This is a genomic window from Streptomyces sp. HUAS ZL42 (assembly GCF_040782645.1).
Taxonomy (GTDB): domain Bacteria; phylum Actinomycetota; class Actinomycetes; order Streptomycetales; family Streptomycetaceae; genus Streptomyces.
Window position 1 is genome coordinate 5943108 of the sequence record NZ_CP160403.1, and the last position, 23670, is coordinate 5966777.

Annotated in this window: 25 protein-coding genes; 13 read left to right on the forward strand and 12 right to left on the reverse strand. The window is 68.6% G+C overall.

The features are described from left to right. Positions 1-32: 32 nt before the first annotated feature. Complete coding sequence (locus tag ABZO29_RS27300) at positions 33-878, forward strand: DUF817 domain-containing protein (RefSeq protein WP_367322813.1); 846 nt, start codon at positions 33-35, stop codon at positions 876-878. A 25-nt stretch (positions 879-903) separates the two neighbouring features. Here ABZO29_RS27300 and ABZO29_RS27305 read toward each other — a convergent pair whose 3' ends face one another. The 3 genes from ABZO29_RS27305 to ABZO29_RS27315 all read right to left on the reverse strand — a co-directional run bounded on the left by ABZO29_RS27305 (position 904) and on the right by ABZO29_RS27315 (position 2208). Beyond that, entirely contained in the window at positions 904-1026 is a 123-nt protein-coding gene (locus ABZO29_RS27305; RefSeq protein WP_367322814.1) for a hypothetical protein, read from the reverse strand. Between the two features lie 284 nt (positions 1027-1310). Continuing rightward, positions 1311-1682 carry a hypothetical protein gene (locus ABZO29_RS27310; protein WP_367322815.1) on the reverse strand — a complete coding sequence of 124 codons (372 nt, stop codon included), beginning with the start codon at positions 1680-1682 and terminating at the stop codon, positions 1311-1313. An 88-nt stretch (positions 1683-1770) separates the two neighbouring features. Continuing rightward, entirely contained in the window at positions 1771-2208 is a 438-nt protein-coding gene (locus ABZO29_RS27315) for a hypothetical protein (RefSeq protein ID WP_367322816.1), read from the reverse strand. Between the two features lie 340 nt (positions 2209-2548). On the opposite strand from ABZO29_RS27315, the gene ABZO29_RS27320 reads away from it, so the two are divergent. Genes ABZO29_RS27320 through ABZO29_RS27330 form a run of 3 tightly spaced genes read left to right on the forward strand, consistent with a single transcriptional unit; the run spans position 2549 to position 4191 of the window. Then, positions 2549-2806, forward strand: a complete 258-nt coding sequence (locus tag ABZO29_RS27320; RefSeq protein WP_367322817.1) for a hypothetical protein — start codon at positions 2549-2551, stop codon at positions 2804-2806. Then, positions 2781-3314 carry a DUF6879 family protein gene (locus ABZO29_RS27325; protein WP_367322818.1) on the forward strand — a complete coding sequence of 178 codons (534 nt, stop codon included), beginning with the start codon at positions 2781-2783 and terminating at the stop codon, positions 3312-3314. The genes ABZO29_RS27320 and ABZO29_RS27325 overlap by 26 nt, the downstream gene beginning before the upstream one ends. A 25-nt stretch (positions 3315-3339) precedes the next feature. Further along, a complete protein-coding gene (locus tag ABZO29_RS27330; protein WP_367326263.1) occupies positions 3340-4191 on the forward strand; it encodes a helix-turn-helix domain-containing protein in 852 nt (283 codons plus the stop codon). Between the two features lie 22 nt (positions 4192-4213). On the opposite strand, the gene ABZO29_RS27335 is transcribed toward ABZO29_RS27330, so the two are convergent. Next, complete coding sequence (locus ABZO29_RS27335) at positions 4214-4420, reverse strand: DUF397 domain-containing protein (RefSeq protein ID WP_367322819.1); 207 nt, start codon at positions 4418-4420, stop codon at positions 4214-4216. Further along, positions 4420-5265, reverse strand: coding sequence for a helix-turn-helix domain-containing protein (locus ABZO29_RS27340; protein WP_367322820.1), 846 nt, complete (start codon positions 5263-5265; stop codon positions 4420-4422). The genes ABZO29_RS27335 and ABZO29_RS27340 overlap by 1 nt, the downstream gene beginning before the upstream one ends. A gap of 204 nt (positions 5266-5469) precedes the next feature. Between ABZO29_RS27340 and ABZO29_RS27345 the strand changes: the two genes are divergently transcribed. Then, positions 5470-6153 carry an ATP-binding protein gene (locus ABZO29_RS27345; RefSeq protein ID WP_367322821.1) on the forward strand — a complete coding sequence of 228 codons (684 nt, stop codon included), beginning with the start codon at positions 5470-5472 and terminating at the stop codon, positions 6151-6153. 51 nt (positions 6154-6204) lie between these two features. Here the strand turns inward: ABZO29_RS27345 and ABZO29_RS27350 are convergent, their stop codons facing one another. The 4 genes from ABZO29_RS27350 to ABZO29_RS27365 form a co-directional block, all read right to left on the reverse strand. Further along, the gene (locus tag ABZO29_RS27350) at positions 6205-9324 is read right to left on the reverse strand and encodes a DUF3427 domain-containing protein (protein WP_367326264.1); all 3120 of its coding nucleotides are present in this window, start codon (positions 9322-9324) and stop codon (positions 6205-6207) included. Between the two features lie 133 nt (positions 9325-9457). Beyond that, positions 9458-9877: a DUF3592 domain-containing protein gene (locus ABZO29_RS27355; protein WP_367322822.1), complete on the reverse strand. Its 420-nt coding sequence runs from the start codon at positions 9875-9877 to the stop codon at positions 9458-9460. A 34-nt stretch (positions 9878-9911) separates the two neighbouring features. Next, the gene (locus tag ABZO29_RS27360) at positions 9912-10955 is read right to left on the reverse strand and encodes a YecA family protein (RefSeq protein ID WP_367322823.1); all 1044 of its coding nucleotides are present in this window, start codon (positions 10953-10955) and stop codon (positions 9912-9914) included. A gap of 83 nt (positions 10956-11038) precedes the next feature. After that, positions 11039-12514 carry a glycoside hydrolase gene (locus ABZO29_RS27365; protein WP_367322824.1) on the reverse strand — a complete coding sequence of 492 codons (1476 nt, stop codon included), beginning with the start codon at positions 12512-12514 and terminating at the stop codon, positions 11039-11041. Between the two features lie 291 nt (positions 12515-12805). On the opposite strand from ABZO29_RS27365, the gene ABZO29_RS27370 reads away from it, so the two are divergent. Beyond that, on the forward strand, positions 12806-13585 hold the full coding sequence (locus tag ABZO29_RS27370; RefSeq protein WP_367322825.1) for a class E sortase: 780 nt from the start codon (positions 12806-12808) through the stop codon (positions 13583-13585). A 134-nt stretch (positions 13586-13719) separates the two neighbouring features. Continuing rightward, on the forward strand, positions 13720-14577 hold the full coding sequence (locus ABZO29_RS27375) for a fumarylacetoacetate hydrolase family protein (protein WP_367322826.1): 858 nt from the start codon (positions 13720-13722) through the stop codon (positions 14575-14577). Positions 14578-14699: 122 nt separating this feature from the next. On the opposite strand, the gene ABZO29_RS27380 is transcribed toward ABZO29_RS27375, so the two are convergent. Together ABZO29_RS27380 and ABZO29_RS27385 are read right to left on the reverse strand one after the other, a co-directional pair. Then, positions 14700-15200: a heme-degrading domain-containing protein gene (locus tag ABZO29_RS27380; protein WP_367322827.1), complete on the reverse strand. Its 501-nt coding sequence runs from the start codon at positions 15198-15200 to the stop codon at positions 14700-14702. Continuing rightward, positions 15200-16315 (reverse strand): Gfo/Idh/MocA family oxidoreductase, encoded by a 1116-nt coding sequence (locus tag ABZO29_RS27385; RefSeq protein ID WP_367322828.1) that lies wholly within the window; start codon positions 16313-16315, stop codon positions 15200-15202. The genes ABZO29_RS27380 and ABZO29_RS27385 overlap by 1 nt, the downstream gene beginning before the upstream one ends. Before the next feature lie 86 nt (positions 16316-16401). Between ABZO29_RS27385 and ABZO29_RS27390 the strand changes: the two genes are divergently transcribed. From ABZO29_RS27390 to ABZO29_RS27410, 5 genes are all read left to right on the forward strand, one after another. Further along, positions 16402-17535: an ROK family protein gene (locus ABZO29_RS27390; protein ID WP_367322829.1), complete on the forward strand. Its 1134-nt coding sequence runs from the start codon at positions 16402-16404 to the stop codon at positions 17533-17535. Positions 17536-18035: 500 nt separating this feature from the next. After that, a complete protein-coding gene (locus ABZO29_RS27395) occupies positions 18036-18779 on the forward strand; it encodes a hypothetical protein (protein ID WP_367322830.1) in 744 nt (247 codons plus the stop codon). Between the two features lie 111 nt (positions 18780-18890). Next, a complete protein-coding gene (locus ABZO29_RS27400; protein WP_367322831.1) occupies positions 18891-19670 on the forward strand; it encodes an HAD-IIA family hydrolase in 780 nt (259 codons plus the stop codon). Between the two features lie 136 nt (positions 19671-19806). Beyond that, a complete protein-coding gene (locus ABZO29_RS27405) occupies positions 19807-20340 on the forward strand; it encodes a hypothetical protein (RefSeq protein WP_367322832.1) in 534 nt (177 codons plus the stop codon). A 2-nt stretch (positions 20341-20342) separates the two neighbouring features. Further along, positions 20343-21002, forward strand: a complete 660-nt coding sequence (locus ABZO29_RS27410; RefSeq protein WP_367322833.1) for a class F sortase — start codon at positions 20343-20345, stop codon at positions 21000-21002. Positions 21003-21266: 264 nt separating this feature from the next. Here ABZO29_RS27410 and ABZO29_RS27415 read toward each other — a convergent pair whose 3' ends face one another. Further along, the gene (locus ABZO29_RS27415) at positions 21267-22031 is read right to left on the reverse strand and encodes an ANTAR domain-containing protein (protein WP_367322834.1); all 765 of its coding nucleotides are present in this window, start codon (positions 22029-22031) and stop codon (positions 21267-21269) included. 310 nt (positions 22032-22341) lie between these two features. On the opposite strand from ABZO29_RS27415, the gene ABZO29_RS27420 reads away from it, so the two are divergent. Further along, on the forward strand, positions 22342-23583 hold the full coding sequence (locus tag ABZO29_RS27420; protein WP_367318180.1) for an IS110 family transposase: 1242 nt from the start codon (positions 22342-22344) through the stop codon (positions 23581-23583). Positions 23584-23670: the final 87 nt, after the last annotated feature.

Consider the following 23670-nt stretch of genomic DNA (forward strand, 5'->3'; position numbering starts at 1 on the left):
CCGCAACCGCCGCCCCCACCGAACCGCTCTACATGACCATGCACGAGATCATGTACGGCACCGGAAAACTCGTCCGGCAGTTGGCACGGTTCGCGTGGCTACAGGCGCGCTCCTGCGCCTTCGCGGTGGCACTGTTCGGCGGCATGGCGGCGTCGACCCTGCTCCCGCCGCTCCCGGTGGCGCGCTACGACCTGCTGCTGGCGTACGGCGTGCTGCTCACCGCAGTGGGTTACCTGCTGGGCTGGGAGACAAGACGCGAGGTCGCGGTCGTGGCCGTCTGCCACGTCCTGGGCCTGGCCTTCGAGCTGGTGAAAGTACACGTGGGTTCGTGGACCTACCCCGAGCCGGGCCTCGCCAAGATCGCCGGCGTACCGCTGTACGGCGGTTTCATGTACGCGGCGGTCGGCAGCTACGTCTGCCGGGCCTGGCGCCTGCTGAACCTCACGCTGACGGGCTACCGCCCCCGCGCCACCGCGGCGTTGGCGGTCGCCCTGTACGCCAACTTCCTCACCCACCACTGGCTACCGGACCTGCGCCGGCCACTGGCCGGGCTGCTGCTGGTGGTGACCACGGGGACGTGGGTGCACTACACGATCGGCCGGACGCGGTACCGGATGCCACTGGCGCTGTCCTTCGTCCTGATCGGCTTCTTCCTGTGGCTGGCGGAGAACGCGGCGACGTATCTCGGGGCGTGGGCCTACCCGCACCAACTCCACGGGTGGGAACCGGTGTCGGTGTCGAAGTGGGTGTCGTGGTCCTTGCTGATCAGCGTCACGTTCGTCATCTGCGGGGCCCGAAGGCGGGCCGAGGCCGCGCAGGAGGAGGAACCCTCCGCGCGGGCGTTGGCCGTGGGTGTTCCGTCAGGGTCGGGTCGGTAACGGGGTCCCAGGCCGTCACGGCTGTTCACCGGTCCTGGGCCTCCTGCTTCAGCCGAGCCGTGAGATCAGTGCCTTCTTGCACTGCGATGTCGAAGTCGGGGTCCTGGTAGAGACGGATCCTGCCCCGGTAGTCGACGATCACTGCCACGACCGCATTGAGATCCGTCTCGGGCGATGCCTCCAGCGCACGCTGAAGATCCGCTTCGAAGGACTCCTGGTCGCCAGGGAAGCCGTGCCCGGAGCGCAGGGCGGCCCGAATGTCGCCGATGGTCCTCTACGGCAACGGCGAAGGAACGGGTGTCTCCGTGTGCTGTGCGCCCACGATCGTTGGCTCCTTGATGTTTCTGTCCTACAGGGAGTGTCAGCTGTAAAGCCGATTCCCGTCACAGCTTGCGTCAGCATGACTTACCGGCGCTGTCGACGCCGCTTGTCTCAGAGGCCGGGTAGCGCAATCCGGCCGGTCATCAGGACGTCGTGGTTCGCGAAGAGCGCCTTGAGTTCGAAGCGCCGACGGATGTACGCCGTCCAGGCCGCGTCGGTCAGGTCCGTGTACGTCTTGACCATCCGGGCGCGGCTCGCCTGGGTGAGGATCCAGCGGGCCTGGTCTCCGCCGTTGAGGCGACCGCCCAGATCCCGTGCCAGGCGCCACAGCTCGTCGCCGTTGCTCTGTTCGTCGACGATCATGACGAGCCCGATGTCGCCCAGGCCGCGCTGGTCGCTGGACTGGGTGGTGTAGGCGACGGTGAAGCTCTCGAGGGGGAAGACGGTCACGCGACCGGTCGCGGTCAGCTCGGTCAGAGACACGGGGTGAGTCCGTTCTGGCTCTGGGTGGGGCGGGCCGACCTCGTGACGGCCGGCCCGCCCTGTCGGGGGAGCGGCTGGGGAGCGCGGATCAGCAGCAGGGTCCGTCGCCGCAACAGGCGGGCGGGTTGCAGTCGGCGGCCGTACCCCACAGCCGCTCGTCGACTTCGAAGCCGGCGGACCTGATCCTGTCCACGACGCCGACCATCAGCCCGCGCGTGCGGACCTTTGAGTTCGGCTGGTGGTGCAGGAAGTAGCCGAAGTGCTGCTGGCACCAGTCGGCGTACCAGCCGGTGTGCAGGATCAGCGTGTGCCACCCCGAATCGACCTGCTGAGACGGCGCCATGCCGGCACCCTCGCCGGTCGTGCCCATCACGTAGACCAGGGCGAGTGCCTGGTCGACGACGCGATCGGCGACACAGCGTTCCAGGCCGTACTCGTCCGCGCAGAACGCGGCGAGCATGTCGAACTCGGCGTCGGTGACGAGGGAGCGGCCGGTGCGCGTTCCGGCGGCGATGGCGGTTGTCATCGCGTGGCCTCCTTTGCGCTCGAGCTGCTGCTGGGCGGGGTGGGGCCAGGGGGCCTGTCGGGACCTGACGGGGTTGCGCAGAGCACGGATTCACCTCGCAGTTGGAGGACCTTCGGGGTTGTTGTCGTCAGCCCGGCTCGCGGTGCGCTGTGCGTATGTGCAGAGAGCTGAAGCGGGCGGCTGATCACGACGCTATGAGCGTGGTAGGCGGCACAGCCAGCGATGTGCATGGATGTGCGCGCATCCATCCGAATAGGTCTTTAGCTACTTCACGCCCTTGACTCAAGTCGGTATGGCATGAGTTTGATGCACATCAACGCACACTCATCGGGAGGCAGCCATGCGCTTACAGTTCATCGGTATCGACCCCGATACCGGTAAGAACGGGTCGCCAACGGCGTGGGTGGACCTGGAGAGCGCGGACATCGTGATCCAGAGCTACACGGCCGACGAAGAGACGCTGGCTCAGTGCGTGCAGAACACGGCGCCTGGGCACGCGAAGGGCATCCCTGACCATGAGACGGTGATTCGTGTCCCTGCACGACTCGTGCCGATCCTGAGGGAGGCCTGCGATGCAGCAGAACGTGCCCAGCTTTGACGAGCTGATGGAAGCTGCGCAGCGCTACGCCGTACACCTCGAAATGCGTGACCAGTACGCCGTGGGCGATGAGGCCGACGACTTCAATGCCTGGCTGGATACCGGTCTGCGGGACACCGATCCGGCCTCGGATTACTGGGCGCCCTGGGTGGACATGATCTCCCGTGCGGTCGCCCGTGGGGTCGTCGTACGGCGTGTTCGCATCGTGTCCGAACCGGTCACCGACTACATCCGGTACGAGCACGCCGGAACCGCCGTCAACGTTGCTGCTGGCGAGCAGGTGCGTTGGCTGCCCCGGCAGCGGGCAGTCGACCTGCTGCTGCCCGGCGCCGATCTGTGGATCTTCGACGCGAAGCAAGTTCTCTTCAATCACTTCACAGGGACCGGTGACTGGGCCGATCCGCCCATGGAACTGCGTGAGGAATCAGGCATCGTCAAGCAGTGCTCGGATGCGTTCGAGGCAGTCTGGGAGCGCGCCATCCCGCACGACGAGTACGAAATCCACTGATGGAAAGCACACCACTGGCCAGCTCATGCCCATATCCCCGTCTTCCTCAGCCCAGGCCGCACGAGAGAGGGTGGCCGGACAACTACGAGATCTGAGGAAGAACGCCGGCCTGACGGTCACTGAGCTGGCCACTCAATGTGGTTGGCACCACGCCAAGACGTCCCGCATCGAGAACGCCCGGACTCCGCCGTCGCCTACGGACATCCGCTTGTGGTGTCGCGCTACGGGTGCCCCGGAACACGTCCCCGACCTGATCGCAGCTTCTCAACACGCGGAATCCCTATACCGCGAGTGGCGGCAACGCGTGCGGACGGGATTGAGGAAGCTGCAGGACAGCTACGTGGAGCTGTACAGGTCGACGAACGTGCTGCGCGTCTACTCCCCGGTCCTGGTGCCCGGACTGCTGCAGACCGAGGGATACGCACGGGCGTTGCTGAGCACCAACTCCCGCTTCCTGGAGGTTCCCGATGACGCAGCCGAGGCCGCGGCGGCGCGTGTGCAGCGCTCGCAGGTCATCCACGAGCCCGGCCATCGCTTCGTGATGGTCATCGAGGAGGCGGTGCTCTACTACCAGCTGGGTGACCCGGATGCCATGGCTGCACAGCTGGGCTACCTACTGACCGCCGGGGCGCTCCCGGCGGTTTCCTTCGGCATCATCCCGATGTCGACGCCCGAACGAACGCTGTGGCCACAGGAGACCTTCGACGTGCACGACGACACTCTCGTGTCCATCGAGCTGATCTCCGCCGAAGTGAACATCACCCAGCCCTCCGAGATTGCCTTGTACATCAAGGCCTTCGAGCAGCTGCGAAGCATGGCTGTCTATGGCGCCGCGGCACGCGCGATGATCGTGAAGGCGATAGAAGCGCTGCACTGAGTCGCCGGCTGGGTGCCAGGCCTCACCGCAATGACCCAGAAGCGTGCTGTCCCAGGGTGGTGATGAAGGTCCCCCAGGCACGGTCCCGGACCATCAAGACGGGCCCACAGTCTTGCTTCGAGTCGCGCACGAGAATCCCACCACGGGCATAGGCGCACTCCACACACTCGGTCCCACTCCCGCCGCTGTAGGAGGACTTGAACCACTGGTGCGTCGAAGGCGCCGTCATCAGAGCTCCTTGCTTATACGGTCGATGATCTCCACCGAGGACTCGAGGTCGAGTGCCTGTGCGCTCAGGTACTGGAACGCCAACCTATAGCGATCCAGTTCCTGGGGCTTCTCCATGAAGAGGCCACCACCGAGAAGGTCCACGTAGGCCACATCCAAGTCGGGTTCGGGGCCTCGCAAGATGGCGAAGCTTCCCACCGCGGCAGCATGAGCACCCTTGGCAAAGGGGAGCACCTGGACCGTGATCCGCGGGCGTCCGGTCAGTGCGAGTAGGTGTTGCAGCTGCTCGTGCATGACCTCGCGCCCGCCGACGACGCGTCGGATGGCCGCCTCGTCGATGACGCACCAGATATGCGGCGGCTCGTCGCGGTCGAGGAGTTCTTGCCTTTTCATGCGGATATCGACCATGTGCTGTACTTCCCGCTCCAGGCACTGCACCTCCGAAGCCCGGTGAACGGCCTCGGCGTAGGCGCGGGTCTGGAGGAGGCCGGGGACGTACATGCAGGCGTAGTGGTCTTCGCGTACGACCTCGTCCTCGAGTGTGAGCATGAGGTTCATGGAGTCGGGGATGGGGTCGGCGAGTGATCGCCACCAGCCCTGGATCTTGGCGCCTTTCGCAAGTTCCACAAGGGCGCCACGCTCCTCGTCGGAGGCGCTGTACTCGCGGCAGAGCGCGTCGACGGTCGGCCACTTGACCGTGCCTTCCTTTGTCTCGTAGCGACTGAGTGTCGCTTTTGAGATGCCGACTCGTGCGCCCGCTTCTTCGAGGGTCAATCCTTTGGCCTCGCGGAGTCGACGCAGGTCGGCGCCCAGTTGGCGCCTTCGAGTGGTGGGTCCAACTGCCATATGTTCAGCCCCTTGTATCGATCCGTCAGATCGTCTCGGGTGTTCGAACCTGACGGCAAGGTGGTGTGCGCCGGGGGCGCGTGAGGTGAGTATGCGCTCCTAGCCGCTCCCCATGAGAGTTCCATTCTGAGAGTTTCAGTGCAACTCTCGGTGTGTGCAGAGTTGCGCAGCGCAACTCGGCGTGCGCGAGGAGGGGTTGAGTCAATGGACTGCACCACATGCATGCCGCGTAGGTCGTGGGATCTTGCTTTCCTGGCCGAGCCGGAGGATGTGGCGGCTGTTCGGCGTCTCTTGCGGACCCACCTGGGGCTCTGGGGTCTGCCTGAGTTGATCGAAGCGGCTCAACTCTGCGCCAGCGAGCTTGTGGGCAACGTGATCAAGCATGTTGGTCCCGGTACTCCTACGAGCCTTGCCGTCTCGATGAGGGGCACGTGTCTGCGCATCGAGGTCCATGACCCTGATGCGCGAGCCCTCCCCTCCCTCAAGGAGATGGATGCCGACTCCGACACCGGTCGCGGCGTGGCCCTCGTCGACACGATCGCCGACCGCTGGGGAGTGCAACTCCACCCCGGCCGAAAGGTGGTCTGGTGCGAGTTGGCGACGGGGCTCACCCTGCCGAACGGACACCTGGGCGGGGAGGGCGTCACACGAGCCGAAGTACTGCCGCGCACTTCCGTGGAGGCGCGGCCGCCTCGCGACCCGAACCACAGCAGGTTGAGTATGAGGGTGGCCGAAGAGGCAGTGATCAACGCCATCACAGACCTCCTGCACTGGCTCAGGGCGCACGGCTGCGACGCCGATGAAGCCCTGGATCGCGCGCAGACGCACTTTGAGGTGCAGATCGCGGAAACCCAGGGCCTGCTACCTCACGGAGCCATGCTGAGATGACGCTCGCCGGCCAGCCGCCAAGCCTCCGATTCGGGCGGGTAGAAGCGATGGCTACCCAGCGGCAATCGTCGAGTATGTCCACACATCAGCCGGAAGTTCGTGGTGGAGGTCCCACGTGATCGCCATCGGCTTGCTTCCGGTGTGCGTGTAGTAGGTGGCCGGGCCCAGGAACATCCAGGGCTCGGACTTGCCGATGGCGTTGCGCTTGTAGCGGCGCAGGAACAGCAGGATGTGGCTGCCCTGCTTGTCATGGTGCTGGTAGCGCAGACCGGTCCGGGAGTTCTCGGGCGTGGTGCTCTGCGACTCCCAGTGGAAGCGGGTGGGGGTGATCGCGTAGTCCTTGTAGCGAACGCTGGGGGAGAAATCCCGCTCGTTCTTCTCCAGGGTGATCAGCAGCGCGTCGGTCTTGATCTCCTCGACCCAGGTCACTCCCTGGCTGAAGACTCCGGGCATCTGGCCGCCCAAGCGAGCCACCCCGAGAGCCGAGAGGACCTCGGAGCGGTTGTAGGCGCTGTGGATTTTCAGGGGGAGGTGACTGAGCGGACCGTCCAAGGCGATGGGGTAGTGGTCGGTGCGGTCGATGACGTACGTCAGGACTTGCCGCAGTTCGTCGCGGAGCAGATGCTGGGCGCGCAGCGACTCGAGGCCCTCCCGGTAGCTGGAGAAGCCGCCCGCCTTGTCCCACAAGTTGAAGAAGAGCATGCGGGCGTACGCCTGCTCGGTCGGTGAGAGGGAGTCGTAGTCGGGGGCGGCGTCCGCGAGAAGGCGCAGATATGCGTGGGCGCGGTCCTGGTCGTCCACGTGGAGGAAGGCGTGGACGCGCTTGAGGAGATCCTCTTCACCCGGCAGCGGGGTGTCCTTGATGATTCCCGCCCTGCGTAGGACCTTGGTCCACGAGTTGTCGCTCTTGTAGAGCTCCTTGATGTCCCTCCGGCTCTCGCGGAGGTACGCCTCGAGCGTGGGCGTGCTGTAGTCCCTGACCTCCTTCGCCAGCGTGTTGACGGTGGCGTTGAGCTGGGTGCGGATGTTGTCGAGGACGAGGTCCTTGGACTTGCCCTCCAGGATGATCTGGCACCCGGAGGGCAGTTGCGGGAAGTCGCGCTCGATGCTGTCGACCAGGCGGTTGCGGGATAGGTTCGTCAGCGCGCGGAACTGCTCCTCGAAGCGGAACTCCGCCCGGTGCTGACCGATGAAGTCCAGCACGGTCAGTACGGGCTTGTTCGACGTACGCCGCAGGCCGCGCCCCAACTGCTGCAGGAAGACGGTCGCGCTGTTCGTGGGCCGCAGGAGCAGCAGCGTGTCGACATCGGGGATGTCCAGGCCCTCGTTGAACAGGTCGACGGAGAAGATCACTTGGATCTTTCCGTTCTTCAGGTCGTCCAAGGTCCGCTCCCGCTGTGTGGGAGACGAGTCGCTGTCGAGGGCCGCGGCCTGGAACCCCGCCTTCTGGAACTGCCTGGCCATGAAGTGAGCGTGCCTCTTGTTCACGCAGAAGCCCAGGGCGCGCATGGCGGCGGGGTTGGAGATCTTGTCCTTGACCTGCTTCAAAACGATGAGAGCCCGTGCGTCACTGGCCGTGTAGACGTTGCCGAGTTCGTCCTGGTCGTAAGAGCCGGCACGCCAGTTGAGCCGGGTCAGATTCGTGCCGTCGGGGATCCCGAAGTAGTGGAAGGGGCATAGCAGGTCGGCCTCAAGGGCCTCCCACAGCCGCATCTCGGCGGCGATCCGACCGTCGAAGAACTCGTCCTGCACATTGAGCCCGTCCATCCTCTCCGGCGTCGCGGTGAGGCCGAGCAGTTGGGCCGGCTTGAGGTGGTCGAGGACGCGGCGGTAGGTGTTCGCCGTGGCGTGATGGAACTCGTCGATGACGATGACGTCGAAGTGATGGGGATCCAGTTGCTCCAGCCGCTGGAGGTTGAGTGACTGCACGCTGGCGAAGACGTGTGTCCAGTCGCGAGGTTCCTGGCCGTTGTAGAGCAACTCACCGAAGGAGGCGTCGGCGAGCACCTCTTGGTAGGTGCGAAGAGACTGCTTCAGGATCTCCTTGCGATGCGCGACGAAGAGCAGCCGGGGGAGGCGTCCGCCACGCTGATCACGCATGGCGCGGTAGTCCAAGGCGGCCATGACGGTCTTGCCCGTGCCGGTGGCCGCGACCAGCAGATTCTCGTGATGGCCACGGAGCTCACGCTCGACGCGCAGCCTCTCCAGCATGTCCCGCTGGTGAGGAAAAGGCTGCACTTCGAGCCCGGAGAGATTGATCCTGAGGTCGTCTTCCGACCCCTTGCCTCCCGCCCGGGCCAACGCCTCGGCGAGCCGCTCTCCGTCTGCGTCGGGGTCGTACGACTCGAAGGCGGGGTCATCCCAGTACGCGTCGAACGTCGCCTCGAACTTGTCGAGCACTCTGGGCGTGGCGACCGACGACAGCCGTACGTTCCACTCCAGACCGTCCAGCAGCGCGGCTTTCGACAGATTGGAGCTTCCCACGTAGGCCGTGTCGAAGCCGGAGTTGCGCCGGAACAGCCAAGCTTTCGCGTGGAGACGAGTCGACCGGATCTCGTAGTTGACCTTGACCTCGGCGCCGAACTCGCGGACCAGACGGTCCAATGCGTATCGGTCGGTGGCCCCGATGTAGGTGGTGGTGATGACCCGGATGCGGACTCCGCGCTCTCTCGCCGCGCGAAGCGAGTCCTCGAGCACCCTTATGCCGTACCACTTCACGAACGCGCACAGCAGGTCGATGCTGTCGGCCGTGGCAAGCTCCGCCCGCAGTTCCGCTCCGAGGCTCGGGTCGTCCGGAGCGTTGGTGATCAGCGCAGTCTCGGAGAGGGGCGTCAACGGGCGGATCGCGTAGACGCCCGGTGCCTCCTGCTTGGCGAGGGCCAGCAGTTGGCGGGGGCCGTCGGTGATGGTCCTGTCGATCCCGTCCGCATCCGGGTCGGGCGCACTGTCGGCCAGTGACTGCATGATCTGGTTCGCGACGGCCACCTGCTTCTTGTGCGGCAACCGAGCCAACCGGCTCGCCACGGCCTCGCTGATGTGGCGGGCCAGCACGTGCGGTGTGGACTCCTCGCTGACCTCGGCATCGATGGCTTTCCAGCCCGCGGCTTCGAGGCCCCGTATCTGATCGTGCAGACCCTGAGTCACAAGCCGTTCGTGGACGCCCGCCTTCAGGTCCTCCCCCGATTCCGCCACGACTGCTCCTTCGCCCTCATGCCGACGTGAATCAGTTCTAACAGCAACCGCTGACAATCGAGGGTCTTGTGTCGGCAAGCGATCGTTTTCAGGCTCGCCGACGGTGTGCTGCTCACACCACCGCCCAAACCGCCAACCCCACCCCGAACAGACAGAGCAACCCCCCGTTGACCACATACGTCCCCGGATTGAACGTCTGCTGAGTGCGCACCACGACCACCCGCCGCGGATCCTCCTGGTCGTACCGCACCACCACCTCGAAGCCCACCCGCAGCGCGTGCAGGCCCGCGTTGAGCGGCGCCCTGCGATATGTCTGGTTCGTCGGGCCCGCCTGGTAGCGGACCTGGGCAGGGTGGATCACCTGGCCCTCGCGCCGCGGGCCGCGGGCCACCTCGCCCTGCGCCCGCACACCCCGGACGCCGAGAAGCCGTACGCCGCGCCGCTCGCGCAGACCGCGCCGGACGACTCGGATGCCGTACGCCAGCCACCCGGCTGCGAAGACGAAGGCGAATGTCAGCCAAGGCTGGGTCACATCCGCCTCCGCCCGTCGGCGGCATCAGGTCCCGTTATGCCTCTGGTCCCGCCCCATGACACTCCCCATAACCCGACCCCGACCCGCACCAGCACTCCGCCCCCCTCTGCGGCGGCCAGGCCACGGCCCGGCCCCGCGCTGCCAAGGTCGTCGCGTACTGCGGGAGCAGCGCCGCGTCCGACGGTGACGAACCCTCCGAGGCCGCGAAGGCCTCATAAGAAGGAACCGTTCCCGACACGATGCCCAGGTTCGGTGTGCCGGAAGCGGCCAGCTCGCGCAGCGAGGCCTCTATCACGGCGAGGTGAGTCTCGTGCGAGCCGTACTCCGGGGCCAGCGACGGGTACGTCGCCAGCAGCTCCGCCAGTTCCCCCTCGGGCCAGTGCAGGATCGCCACCGGGAAGGGGCGGGAGAGGGCCTCCCGGTATGCGCCGAGTTCCGCGCGCAGGCGGCTGATCTCCGCCGCCAGTTCCGCCGGGTTGTCCGAGCCCAGGGACCAGATCCGTTTCGGGTCGTGCAACTCGTCCAGGGACACCGACAGGGAGACGGGCGAGGAATGGGACGTGTGCAGCGTGTCCGCCAGCGTGTCCCACTCGTCGTGCGCCACGCCCAGCATCCGCCTCACCCTGTGGCGGCCGAACAGCAGCGGATGCGTCGAGTACGGAGGCTCCGGTACGTCCGTCAGCAGGAGCCGCGCGCCCTCCGTGAACGTCTCCTGGGCCGCTTCCAGCTCGTCGTGCGACTCCAGGGCCTCCGCCACGATCACCCACGGGGCCGGGTCGCGGGGGGCGGCCACGCGGATTCCCTCGATGATCGCTCTGGCCTCCGCCTCATGGCCGTACTCCCAGAGGTTCGATGCCTTCAGGGCCCGCACCAGATGGGGGTTGTCCAATCCCTCGGCAGAGGTCAGCAGACGGTCGTAGAGGGCCGTCGCCGCGGGGCGGTCGCCGGCCAGTTCCAGGTGGGCCGCGGCCTGCAGCAGCAGGGCTTCCGCGTCCTCGGGATACAGGCCGGCGGTCCGCTCCAGGCGTGCCGCTTCGGTGGTGTGGTCGACGTTCTCGGCAGGCGTGTCGGGGCGCATGGGGGACACCGTACTGCCGCCCAGTGACAAAGAAGAGATATCTGCTGGCCGGCGGGCGGTCACCGGGTCCCCCCAACGTTCTCTCAGATCGTCACGCCGTCCACCTGCAGCGTCTGCACCGACTTCGCCGCGAACGGCACGGCCACCGTCTTCCCGCTCAGGAACCTGTCCGAGCGTGCCGTGTACAGGTCACCGCCACCCGTCGTCAGCGTGCTCCAGCGGGGCACCACGCCACCCGAGCCGCCCGTCACCGTCGTGAAGCGGGACAGGTCGAAGGTGAGCGTCTGGGCCGACGAAGACGTGTTCAGGGCCACGATCACCAGCCGCTTCGCCGACGCGTCGTAGCCCGCCACCGCGTAGCTCACGCCCGTGTCGAGGATCTTCATTCCCGGGCGGATGTGGCGGCTGAACTGCGCCATCACGTAGTACTTCGTCTCGATCGCGCCGGCCTGGAGGGTGGCGGCGTCGTACTTGATCATCCCCCAGCCCGCCGTGGGGTCCATCACCTGCCAGTAGACCCAGGCGGTCGGGTGCAGCCAGCGGAAGTCGTAGAGCAGGTTGAAGGCCATGGTGTAGCCCGTGCCGTCGCCGTCGCCCGTCTCCGAGTTCCACAGGGCCTTGCCCGACATCGTCACCACGTCCGTGTAGAGCAGGTCCCTGCGGCCGCCCGAGCCCTGGTAGCCGTGGACGTTGACGCGGTTCACGTAGCCCTTCGTCGTCGAGCTGAAGGAGTTCCACGTCGTGCGCGCCAGGTCGTAGCTCGTCTCGTCCGACGCCGAGATCTTCGTGCTGGTCAGGCCCCGCTTGTCCAGCTCGCTTCGCATGTACGGCAGTACGGCCGACTGGACGGACGCGTCCATGTGGCAGCCCTCCTGCGTGCCCGTCGCCGTCCACCAGGACGAGGACGGCTCGTTGAAGGGGTCGACCGTCGCGAAGTTCACGCCCCAGTTGTTCTTGGCGCGCAGCGCCACGGCGGCGAGGTGGGAGGCGTGCTGGCGGTAGTTCCAGGACTGGAGGTTGTTGCCGCCGCCCGACGCGCCCGACGGGTTGTGGTTCAGGCACATCCACCACATCGGGGAGTTCGCGAACAGCTCGCTGATCGCACCCCGTTGCGTGGCCTTCACCAGCATCGCCCGCTGTGTCGCGTCGGCCGTCCAGTCCCAGGCCGAGGACGCGGGGTCCTCGTTGTTCCAGTCCTGCCAGTAGCCCTCGATCTGCTTGAACGCGGGGATGTTCGGCGACTCGACCATCGTCTCGCCGTTCACGCTGTTCCAGCTGCACGCGCCCAGGTTGTAGCGGGCGATGTTCAGGCCCAGGCCGGGGAGCGTCGTGCCGTTGTACGACACCGACTTCGTCGTGAAGAAGGCGTCGGCGAAGTCGTCGCGGTTGCCGAAGACATTGCCCCACCAGGCCAGGGACGTGCCCCAGCCCTCCCAAGTGCCATAGCTCGTCGCGGGGTTGACGGAGATCGTCGCGTCCGCGTGTGCCGTGCCCGTCGCGAGGGCGCTTCCGAAGAGTGCGCCACCCGAGGCGGCCAGCAGTGTTCTGCGTCGGATCATGGCTTCTCGGCTCCGATGCTTCCGATGCTGCGATCAACCGCCGGACGTGGTCGCACCGGCGGAATGGCCTGTCCCGTTCATGCCGAGACGAAGCATCGGGTGTGACTTATGAGGTTGTCGAGGGTTATGACAGCCCTTTCTCAAACCTATGGAGGAAGTGTTCGAGGGGACGGACAGCCGGCACGGACAGCCATAAGTCAGGTACGGACAGCCATGAGTCTGGAGACCTCGCGCCCCGCCCCTTATCGTGCCTGCGGCCCGCTGCGGGGTCGGCGAGGAGGAGGTGTGCGCGTGCGGAATGCCGTCGTCCATCACCGCAACCGGCGACGCCGCGCCCTGCGCCTGCGCGCCTTGTGGACCGGCGGTGAACTCCTCGTCACCGTCGGCGTCGTCCTCCTGCTCCTCGTCGTCCACCAGCTGTGGTGGACCAACCGGGAGGCCCGGGAGGGCGCCGAGCGAAAGGTGCAGGCGCTGGAGCGGGATTGGAGCGGCCTCTCCGACTCCGATCCGTCGTCCAGCACGTCCAGCACGTCCGATCCATCCAGTACGTCCACTGCGCCCACGCCCACCGACGCCACCCGGGAAGAGCCCGCGCTGTCGTCCCCCTCCCGCCCCCGGCGCTCCCAGGCCTACGCCATCCTCACCATCCCCCGCCTCCACCTCCGCGTCCCCGTCGCCGAAGGCATCAGCAAGCAGAACGTCCTCGACAAGGGGTACGTCGGCCACTACCCGGGCACCCAACAACCGGGCCAGGCGGGCAACTTCGCCCTCGCCGGGCACCGCAACACCCACGGCGAGCCCTTCCGGTACGTCAACCGGCTCGAGAAGGGCGACGAGATCGAGGTCGAGACGCGGACCGCCGTCTACACCTACGTCGTCGACCGGACCCTGCCCCGGACCTCGGCCCGTGACGGCGGCGTCGTCCGCCCGGTGCCCAGAAGCGGCGCCCACCCCACCTACGGCTACGCCTCTCCCGGCTACTACATCACCCTCACCACCTGCACCCCGGAGTACACGTCCAAGTACCGCCTGGTGGTGTGGGGCAAGCTCACCTCGATGCGGCCGCGCTGAGGGCCGTGCACCCCGGTGACGGTCCAGTACATGAACAGGGGATTGCGGACTGGACGGTCGCCTTGGAGGATCGACCAGTCCTCCGATGGCTGCACACATCGACGGGGCGCCCGCGATCGAGGGAGATTGTGATCATGAAGCTGCTGCGAGTCGGTACGGCGGGAGCGGAGCGGCCCGCGCTGCTCGACGCCGAGGGAATCCTGCGGGACCTGTCGGGCGTGGTGACCGACATCGACGGGGCGCTGCTGGCCGACGACACGGCGTTCGCCCGGGTCTGCGCCGCCGCCGAGAGCGGTGAGCTGCCCGCGCTGGACGCGACGGGGCTGCGGATCGGGCCGCCGCTGGGGCGGATCGGCAAGATCGTGTGCATCGGGCTGAACTATCACGACCATGCGCGGGAGACGGGTGCCGAGCCGCCCGCCGAGCCGGTCATCTTCTTCAAGGCCGCGGACACGGTGGTCGGGCCCAACGACACGGTGCTCGTCCCTCGCGGGTCCACCAAGACCGACTGGGAGGTGGAGCTGGCGGTCGTCATCGGGCGCACGGCACGCTATCTGGAGTCGGTGGAGGAGGGGCTCGCGCACGTCGCCGGGTACGCCGTCGCGCACGACGTGTCCGAGCGGGAGTTCCAGATCGAGCGGGGCGGGACCTGGGACAAGGGCAAGAACTGCGAGACGTTCAATCCGCTGGGGCCGTGGCTGGTGACGGCGGACGAGGTACCGGACCCGCAGAAGCTGGCGCTGCGGCTGTGGGTCAACGGGGAGCTGAAGCAGGACGGGACCACGGCGGAGCAGATCTTCGCCGTGGGGGAGGTCGTGCGGTACGTCAGCCAGTTCATGACGCTGTATCCGGGTGACGTGATCAACACGGGGACGCCGGCGGGGGTCGCGCTCGGACACCCCGAGCCGAAGCCGTTCCTCCGGGCCGGGGACGTCGTGGAGCTGGAGATCGAGGGGCTGGGCCGTCAGCGGCAGGAGTTCAAGAACGCGTAGCGGCTCCGCGGGGAGGGCCGGGGGACTGCGGTGAGCGGTCCGCCGCGGGTCGTTCGCGGCCGGTCGCGCCCACGCGGCGGAGCCGCATATCGCTACGGCCTCGCGCCCCTGAGCGAGTCGACTCACGCCTTCAGGAAGTGCTCCAGCGCCTCCACCACGAACCTGTGGTCCGCCAACTGCGGCAGGCCGCTCACCGTCACCGTGCCGATCACGCCGACGCCCTCGACGTTGATCGGGAAGGAGCCGCCGTGGGCCGCGTACACGTCCGGGTCCAGGCGGGAGGACTCCTCGAACGTCGTGCCCTTGGCGCGGAAGCGAGCGCCGACCAGGTAGGAGGCGGAGCCGTAGCGCTCGACGACGCGGCGCTTGCGGTCGATCCAGGCGTCGTTGTCGGGGGTGGATCCGGCCAGGGCCGCGTGGAAGAGCTGCTGGCCGGCGCGGTGGATGTCGATGGCGACCGGGGCCTGGCGTTCCCTGGCCAGGTCGACCAGGAGGGAGCCCAGGGCCCAGGCGTCGTCGTACGTGAACTCGCGGAAGACCAGGCGGCGTTCCTGGGCCTCCAGTTCCTCGATGCTCGGGGTGATCTCGGGGTGGAACTTGGGGGTCAGTTCGTGCGTGCTCATCACAGGTTCACCACCACTCCGTCGTGGGCCGAACGGCGGGCAGCCTCCAGTACGTCGAGCGCGGCAGCCGCCTCCAGGGCGGTCACCGGGTTCGGCCCGTCGTGCAGGAGAGCCTTCGCCACGGCCGCATAGTAGGCGGGATAGTCGCCGGGCAGGGTGGGTTCGCGGCGGCCGCCGCCGGTCAGCGGGGACTCTCCCCCAGAGGGGGGACCCCCGGCACCCACACGGCCCCAGAGCTCCTCGGGTTCCGTGCCCCAGCCGGCCGTGGCGGCGGGGCGAGCGCCGTCCCGGAGCGCCGGCTCCTGCGGGTCCAGGCCGTACTTCACATAGCCCGCCTGCGAGCCCAGGACACGGAAGCGGGGGCCGAGTTGGGCCGTGGTCGCGGAGACGTACAGGTGCGAGCGGACTCCGCTCTCGTGCGTGAGCGCGATGAAGGTGTCGTCGTCGGTCTGGGCGCCGGGGCGGCGAATGACCGACTCGGCGTACACCCGTGTGACGGGGCCGAAGAGGACCAGGGCCTGGTCTACGACATGGCTGCCGAGGTCGTAGAGCAGACCTCCGATCTCTGCCGGGTCACCGGACTCGCGCCAGCCGCCCTTCGGCTGCGGGCGCCAGCGCTCGAAACGCGATTCAAAGCGCCATACGTCGCCCAGCGCGCCCTCGGCGAGCAGCTTGCGCAGGGTCAGGAAGTCGTTGTCCCAGCGGCGGTTCTGGAAGACGGAGAGGAGGAGTCCGCGCTCGTCGGCGAGGGCGGCCAGCTCCCGGGCCTCCGCGGCGGTGCCCGCGATGGGCTTGTCGACCACGACCGGCAGGCCGGCCTCCAGGGCAGCGGTGGCGAGCGGGACGTGTGTCCTGTTCGGGGACGCGACGACCACGAGGTCGAGGTCGGCGGCGCGGTCCAGCAACTCGTCCGCGGTGGCGGCCACCCGCACGTCCGGGTGGTCGGCGCGGGCCTGCTTCTGCCGCTCCGGGTTCGAGGTGACCACCGTGTCGAGGGCGAGGTCCTCGGTGTCGGCGATCAGTGGGGCGTGGAAGACGGAGCCGGCGAGGCCGTATCCGACGAGTCCCACGCGGAGGGGGGAGCGGGCGGTTCCATCCGTCTTGCGTCCAGTCATGCCGTCCACTTTCGCAACGCTGTTGCCAAAGTGCAAGCGGCGGGGAGAATGGGGGCGTGGACAGGACGAGGGGTGGCACAGCGGGGATGCGGGGCGCGACAGTCGGCGTCAACCTCTTCGCCCTGCGCAGTCACAACACCGCGCTCGTGCTCGACCTGCTGCGTACCGCCGGGGCGGAGGGCATCAGCCGGCTCGAGCTGGCCGAGCGGACGGGGCTGACCCCGCAGGCCGTCAGCAAGATCACGGCTCGGCTGCGGGAGGACGGGCTGGCCGCGGAGGCCGGGCGGCGCGCCTCGACGGGCGGCAAGCCGCGGACCGTACTTCGGCTGGTACCGGAGGCGGGGCATGCGGTGGGCGTGCATCTGGACCGGGACGAGCTGCGGGTCGTGGTCGTCGATCTCGACGGGACCGTGGTGGGAGAGCGATGCGCGGGGCTGGACCTGGGGGCGGGGGCGGGGGCCGTCGTGACCGCGGTGGGGCGGGAGGTCGAGGGGCTGGTGGGGGAAGCGGTGGGGGTCGCGTCGTCCGACGGGTCGTCGTCACTTGCCGCGGTGGGTTCGCTGCTCGGCGTCGGTGTCGCGCTTCCGGGGCCGCTCGATCACATCCGGGGGGTGCTGCATCGGGTGACCGGGTTCCCCGAGTGGGACGGTTATCCGCTGCGGGACGCGCTGGCCCAGCGGTTGGGGGTTCCGGTGGTGGTCGACAAGGACACGAACGCGGCGGTGCTCGGGCTGGCGGTCGCGGGCGAGGGCGGGTCGTTCGCGTATCTGCATCTCGGTACGGGGCTGGGGGCGGGGCTGGTGATCGGTGGGGTCGTGCACCGGGGGGCGCGGACCGGGGCGGGGGAGTTCGGGCATCAGGTCATCCAGCTGGACGGGCCTTTGTGTACGTGCGGGAACCGGGGGTGCATCGAGGTGCTGTGTCTGGGTGCGGTGCGGCGTGGGGAACTGGGGGAGGCGGCGCGGGTGTTGGGGGCCGGGGCGGCGAATCTTGTGGGGCTGCTGGACATCGACGTGGTGTTGCTGGGCGGGCGTACGGTCGCCGCGGCGCCGGAGGTGTTTGTGGGTGGCGTTCGCGCGGTGTTGGGGGAGCGGGCTCGGCGGGAGGGGAGCGGGGGTGGGGCGGCGTCCGTGCGGGTTGCCTCCGGCGGGGAGCGGGGGGTTGCTGAGGGGGCGGCTCAGTTGTTGTTGGGGCCGTTGTTCGGGCGGGGGGATGGGTAGGGCGGGTGCGGGTGCGGGTGCGGGTGAGGTGCGTTTGCTGCGGGCGTGGGTGTCTTGTGCGGGTCGGCTGGTGCTGGCGGGTGGGTTTCGCTTGCCCGCGCCGGCGGGGTGCCGCTGCGCCCACCCGTGCCGCCCCAGCGGCACGACTGCCCGCAGCTACGCGGGACCGGCTGCCCGCAGCTACGCGGGACCGGCTGCCCGCAGCTACGTGGGATCGGCTGGGCGGGACCGGCGGGCGCAGCTACGTGGGATCGGCTGGGCGGGGCTGGCTGCTCGTAACGACGTGGGATCGGCTGGGCGGGGCTGGCTGCTCGTAGCGACGTGGGATCGGCTGGGCGGGACCGGCTGCTCGTAGCGACGTGGGATCGGCTGGGCGGGGCTGGCTGCTCGTAGCTGCGGTGGCTGCGGCGGCGTGCGCCGAACGGGTCGTCTCTCACCGCCATTCGTGGACCTCGCCGGAGTGGCATCGGTCCGCCCCCCTCCCCGCCCGGCAAGCTCACGTGTTCATGCGACTGTGCACGCCTGTGTCTCTCTGCCTCGCCGCAGCCGCCGTTCTGTTTCCCGGGCCGGCGGTGGCCGACTCCGGGGACGTCTGTGGTGGGTCGGATGGCCGGGATTTTCCTCTGACCGCTCGTATTCACGGCGGGCCCGGCGTCTATGAGGCCGGTGGGGGGTTCGGGACCTGGTATCTCGAGCTCGCGAACACCACCGGGCGGGTGTGCAGCGGTGTGCACCCCGTCGTCGTGCTCGTCGACGGCAAGCGTGCCCTCAAGCCGGCGCAGACGCGGCTGGAGTTCTACGACGGTCCGCGCAGCCACCCCGTCCGGTTCGAGACCACCGACGAGGACGAACTCGTCGGGGCCTTCGCCGATGAGAAGGATCGTTTCCCCGGGTTCTCCGTCGGCCCCGGCAAGACGCTCTCCGTGAAGGTCCGCCTGGCGCTCACCGCGGACGCCGTGCCCAATCAGGTCACCGCCATGGCAGCCGTCGTACAGCGTCACGACGACGACGGGGAGTGGGTCGGGCAGTCGAACGCCTACCGATTCGCGGTCAAGGGGGAGTCGGGCGATCTGCCCGAGTCCGAGCCCAAGTCCGATGCCTCGCCCGCGCCCCGGGACTCCCCGTTCCCCTTCGCCGACGAGCTCGCCCATACCGGCTTCGCTTCCTCCCGCGGGATCCTGGCCGCCGCCCTCTGCTGCCTCGGCGTGGGTCTCGCGCTGGTGCTGGCCAGGAAGCGCCGCTGATCTCACGTGGAGAGGCACTGCAAACTGGCCATTCCCTCATGATCCGGCCTCTGTTTAGGCTGGGGGCTCACTCAGCACGGCGTACGTGCGTACGGCAGGGAGACCCAGCACATGGCAGACCGCAAGCCCATCGAGTCATGGCTCACCGACATGGACGGTGTGCTCATCCACGAGGGTGTACCGATCCCCGGCGCCGACGCCTTTCTGAAGAAGCTGCGCGAGTCCGGCAAACCCTTCCTGGTCCTCACCAACAACTCGATCTACACCCCGCGCGATCTGCACGCCAGGCTGTCGCGCATGGGCCTGGACGTGCCGATCGATCACATCTGGACCTCCGCCCTGGCGACCGCCAAGTTCCTGGACGACCAGCGGCCGGGCGGTTCGGCGTACGTCATAGGTGAGGCGGGCCTGACCACCGCGCTGCACGACATCGGCTACATCCTCACCGACCACGAACCCGACTACGTCGTGCTCGGCGAGACCCGGACCTACTCCTTCGAGGCCATGACCAAGGCCGTACGGCTCATCAACGACGGGGCCCGCTTCATCTGCACCAACCCCGACGAGACGGGGCCGTCGACCGAGGGACCGCTGCCCGCGACCGGCGCGGTGGCCGCGCTGATCACCAAGGCGACCGGCAAGAGCCCCTACTTCGCGGGCAAGCCGAACCCGCTGATGATGCGCACCGGGCTCAACGCCATCGGCGCCCACTCCGAGAGCAGCGCGATGATCGGCGACCGCATGGACACCGACGTACTGGCGGGCATGGAGGCCGGGATGCAGACGTTCCTCGTGCTCACCGGGTTGACCCGGCCCGAGCAGGTCGAGGACTTCCCGTACCGTCCGTCCAAGGTCGTGGACTCCATCGCGGACCTCGTTGATCGAATCTGACCAGGGAATGTGAGCGAATCCGGTCGGGTCCGAAACCTTGCGGTGGAGAAACATGACCCGTACGGAGTAGCGCGGCCCCGCTGAGGATGCGGGGCCCGGTGCCGCGGGGGAGCCTTCTGATACCTGGAGGTTCACGATGGGTTCATTGAAAGTCACTCTCTGCGCAGGCGTCGCTCTCATCGCCGCGGCGCTCCCCTCTGCGGCATACGCGACGGACGGACGCGGTGTCTCGGTGACCCCGTCGACGCCCGCCCCAGGCGCCGACGTCGCGCTCCGGGTGAGCGGCTGTACCAGCAAGACGGCCACCGCGGTCTCGGCGGCGTTCGTCTCGGACGCCCGTCTGACCGGCTCCGACGGCACGCTCACCGGTGAGACCCGGGTCCGCACCTCGCTGACGGCCGGCGCCTACGTCGTCAAGATCACCTGCGCGGACTTCGAGATCAAGGGCAGCGTCACCGTCGTCGAGAAGTCGGCGCTGCCCGTCGTCCCCGCGTCCCCCGTCGCACCCGTTCACGCGGGCGGCGGCGGTACCGCCCGCCTCGCCTCCGCGGAGGAGGCCCATGTGGAAGGCCCCGGCACCGCCCACGCGGTGACCGGGCTGATCCTCGCCGGGGTCGCGGCGGTCGCCGTGGCGTTCCGCGGCGCCCGCCGGGGGCGCGGGACGGACTGACCATGTCCGACCGTGAACGCTCCTCGGGACGTCTGCTGACCGGGGTGGCCTGGGTGGTGCTGCTGCTCGGGCTGTGGCTGTGGGGGCGCGAGGTGACCGACCTGCGGCCCGGGGCGTCCGCGCCGACCACGGGCGACATGGCGGCGGTCGGACGGCCGCCGGACGCGGAACTTCCCCCCGCCGCCGAGCCGCTCGGGGACGCGCTGCCGCAGCGCCTCGACATCCCCGACCTGAACGTGCAGGCGCCGGTCGTGGCCCGCGGGCTGGACCGGCAGGGCGCCATCGATCCGCCGCCCTTCGACCAGGCGGGGGTCGTGGGCTGGTACGGGGCAGGCGTGCGGCCCGGAGCTGCCGGGACCGCGCTCATGGTGGGGCATGTCGACACCGAGACCCGGCCCGCCGTCTTCTACAAGCTCAGCTCCCTGCAACCGGGCGAGAGGGTGCGGGTGTTCCGCGACGACGGCAAGGTCGCCGTGTTCACCGTCGACGACATCGAAGTCGTCGGCCGTGACAGCTTCGACGCCCAGCAGGCCTACGGCCCCCGGCAGTCGGGACGCGCCGAACTGAGGCTGATCACCTGCGGCGGCACCTTCGACCGGGCGAGCCGCAGCTACACGGCGAACGTGATCGTCTCGGCGTACCTGACGGGGACGGGTGCGTGAGCCCCGCGGCACCTGGCCCGGCCGGCGGCACGCTCCCCCCGAAGCCGCCGACCGGGCTGGTCCTCGACCGCGCGTGCGCGGGCTGCGGGAGTAACCCGGCGACCGGCGCGGGAGGCCGGCGAAGCCACGGTGGGTGAGGAACCGGCCGGGGGCCGGGGCCGTTCGGGAAGACTCTAGAACGGATGTGCGCCTGGGCCTAGGGGGTTGCTGACGTGGGGTTCCCTCCTTGTGGCCCTACGTCATATCCGCTGGAGGGTACGGGGGTTACGAGGGTCCCGGCGCCTCGCCGCGCAACCCCGCGTCGTCCGCGGTCCGTTCCACGACCGACCGCGCCACCCGGTCCAGCGGCATCCGGCGCCTGCGTGCGTACTGCCGGAGCGCCCTGAACGCTTCGTCGGCCGCGCAACCCCACCGCTCGGCGAGCATGCCCTTCGCCTGCTCGATGCGGACCCTGCTGGACAGAGCTTCCTGCAACTGCGCGGACAGGGTGCGGTGCTGTGCGTACGCCCGGTGGTTGTGCAGGCCGACGGCGGCCGCGTCGGCGAGCGACTGGGCCACCACGAGCTCCGCACCCTCGTCAATGGGCGGGGTTTCGGGCAGGGCGGGCACGAACACATTGAGCGCGCCGAACAGGGTGTCCCGGCGCCGCAGCGGTACCGCGAAGGTCGCCGCGACATCGTGCCGCAGTGCCCGCTCGGTGAAGTCCGGCCAGCGGGAGTCCGCGTGGGCGGCCCGGATGGAGACCGGTGGCACGGGTCTTCCCGTGCTGTAGCTGTCCAGGCAGGGGCCGCCGCCGTGCTGGGCCTCCAGCAGGTCCAGCGCCACCTCCTGCCGGTGGCTGCTCCCGGCCAGCGACACCGTCTCGCCGCCGTCGATCAGCATGATCCCGGCCGCCCGCGCGGCGAGCAGTTCCACGCAGTGGTCCAGGACGCGTCGGAGGTGGGCCGCGGTGTCGAAGTCGTCGGTCACGGTGTCCGCCGCCTCCACCAGTGCCGCCGCCAGCCGGATCTCCCGGGTGGAGTGCCGCATGACCACCGTTTCCTCCCTCCCGTTGCGCCTTCCGCACCCCTCCACGCGCGCACCTACCGTTCCTGTGGACTGAGTAGTCCGGTCGCCTGTCGGCGACACCCTGTGGGCGCGAAAATCGGTCTGTGGCCGTCCGGCGGACGTCGTTTCTGCTTGGTGCGTTCCGAGCCTGTGACTGAGTAGGACGCTGGGGGTCCATCGACAGGCACCCCGATGTGTTGCTGCGAGCACGCGAATCAGCTTCTTCCGCCTGCCGGGCCCCCGCCGGACGACCGCGCACTCGCGGCCGATCAAGGGAGGGGGTACCGGGCAGATGGACGTGATCCACGAACGCTGCGGGGGGATCGACATCAGCAAGGCGGACGTGAAGGTGACGATCAGGGTGCCGGGCACCGGCAAGCGGCGCCGCAGCGAGACCCGCACCTTCTCCTCGGTGACCTCGGGCCTTTTGGCGATGCGGGACTGGCTGCTGGCCGAGCAGATCACCGTGGTCGGCATGGAGGCCACCGGCGTGTACTGGAAACCGGTGTTCTACCTGCTGGAACATGAGATGGAGTGCTGGCTGCTCAACGCCCGCCACATGAAGGCGGTCCCGGGCCGCAAGACCGACGTGAAGGATTCCGAGTGGATCGCCCGCCTGGTCGAGCACGGCCTGGTGCGGCCCTCGTTCGTGCCGCCCGAGCCGATCCGGCAGCTGCGGGATCTGACCCGGTATCGCACCGAGGTGATCCGCGAACGCACCCGGGAGGCCCAGCGCCTGGAGAAGCTCCTGGAGGACGCCGGGATCAAACTGTCCGCCGCGGTCGCCGACATCCTGGGCGTATCCGGCCGGGCGATGCTGGAGGCCCTCATCGCCGGCGAACGCGACCCGCAGGTGCTCGCGGACCTGGCCAAAGGCATCATGCGACGCAAGACGGACGCCCTGATCGAGGCCCTGACCGGCCACTTCACCGCCCATCACGCGTTCTTGGCCCGGGCCATGCTGGAGCGTATCGACGCCTGCACCGCGATGGAGAAACGGCTGGATGCGCGGATCGACGCACAGATCGCGCCCTTTCGCCGCCGCATCGAACTCCTGGTGACCATCCCCGGCGTGAACACGCGGGCCGCCGAGGTGATCCTCGCCGAGATCGGCGACGACATCGCCCGCTTCCCCACCGCGGGCGACCTGGCCTCCTGGGCCGGGGTGTGCCCCGGCAACAACGAATCCGGCGGCAGACGCGGCCCCGGCAAGACCCGCCACGGCGATCCCTGGCTCAAGGCCGCCCTGGGCCAGGCCGCCATCGCCGCGTCACGGACCAAGGACACCTACCTCGCCGCCCGCTACCGCCGGCTCATCGCCCGCCGCGGCAAGAAGCGAGCCCTGGTCGCCCTGGAACACTCGATCCTCGTCTCCGTCTGGCACATGTTCACCCGCGACACCGCATACGCCGACCTCGGAGGCCAGTACTTCCTCGAACGCACCGGCCGTGCCAGGCAGACCCGACGGCTGGTGAGCCAGCTCAACCAACTCGGCTACCAGGTCACTCTCCAGCAGACGGAAGACGCCGCCTGATCAGCGGCTACGGAAACGGGACGGCGGATTTTCGAATCAGCAGGAGTGAGCCCGCTCAGCCGCACGCCCCGAACGGTCTTGGGCGCA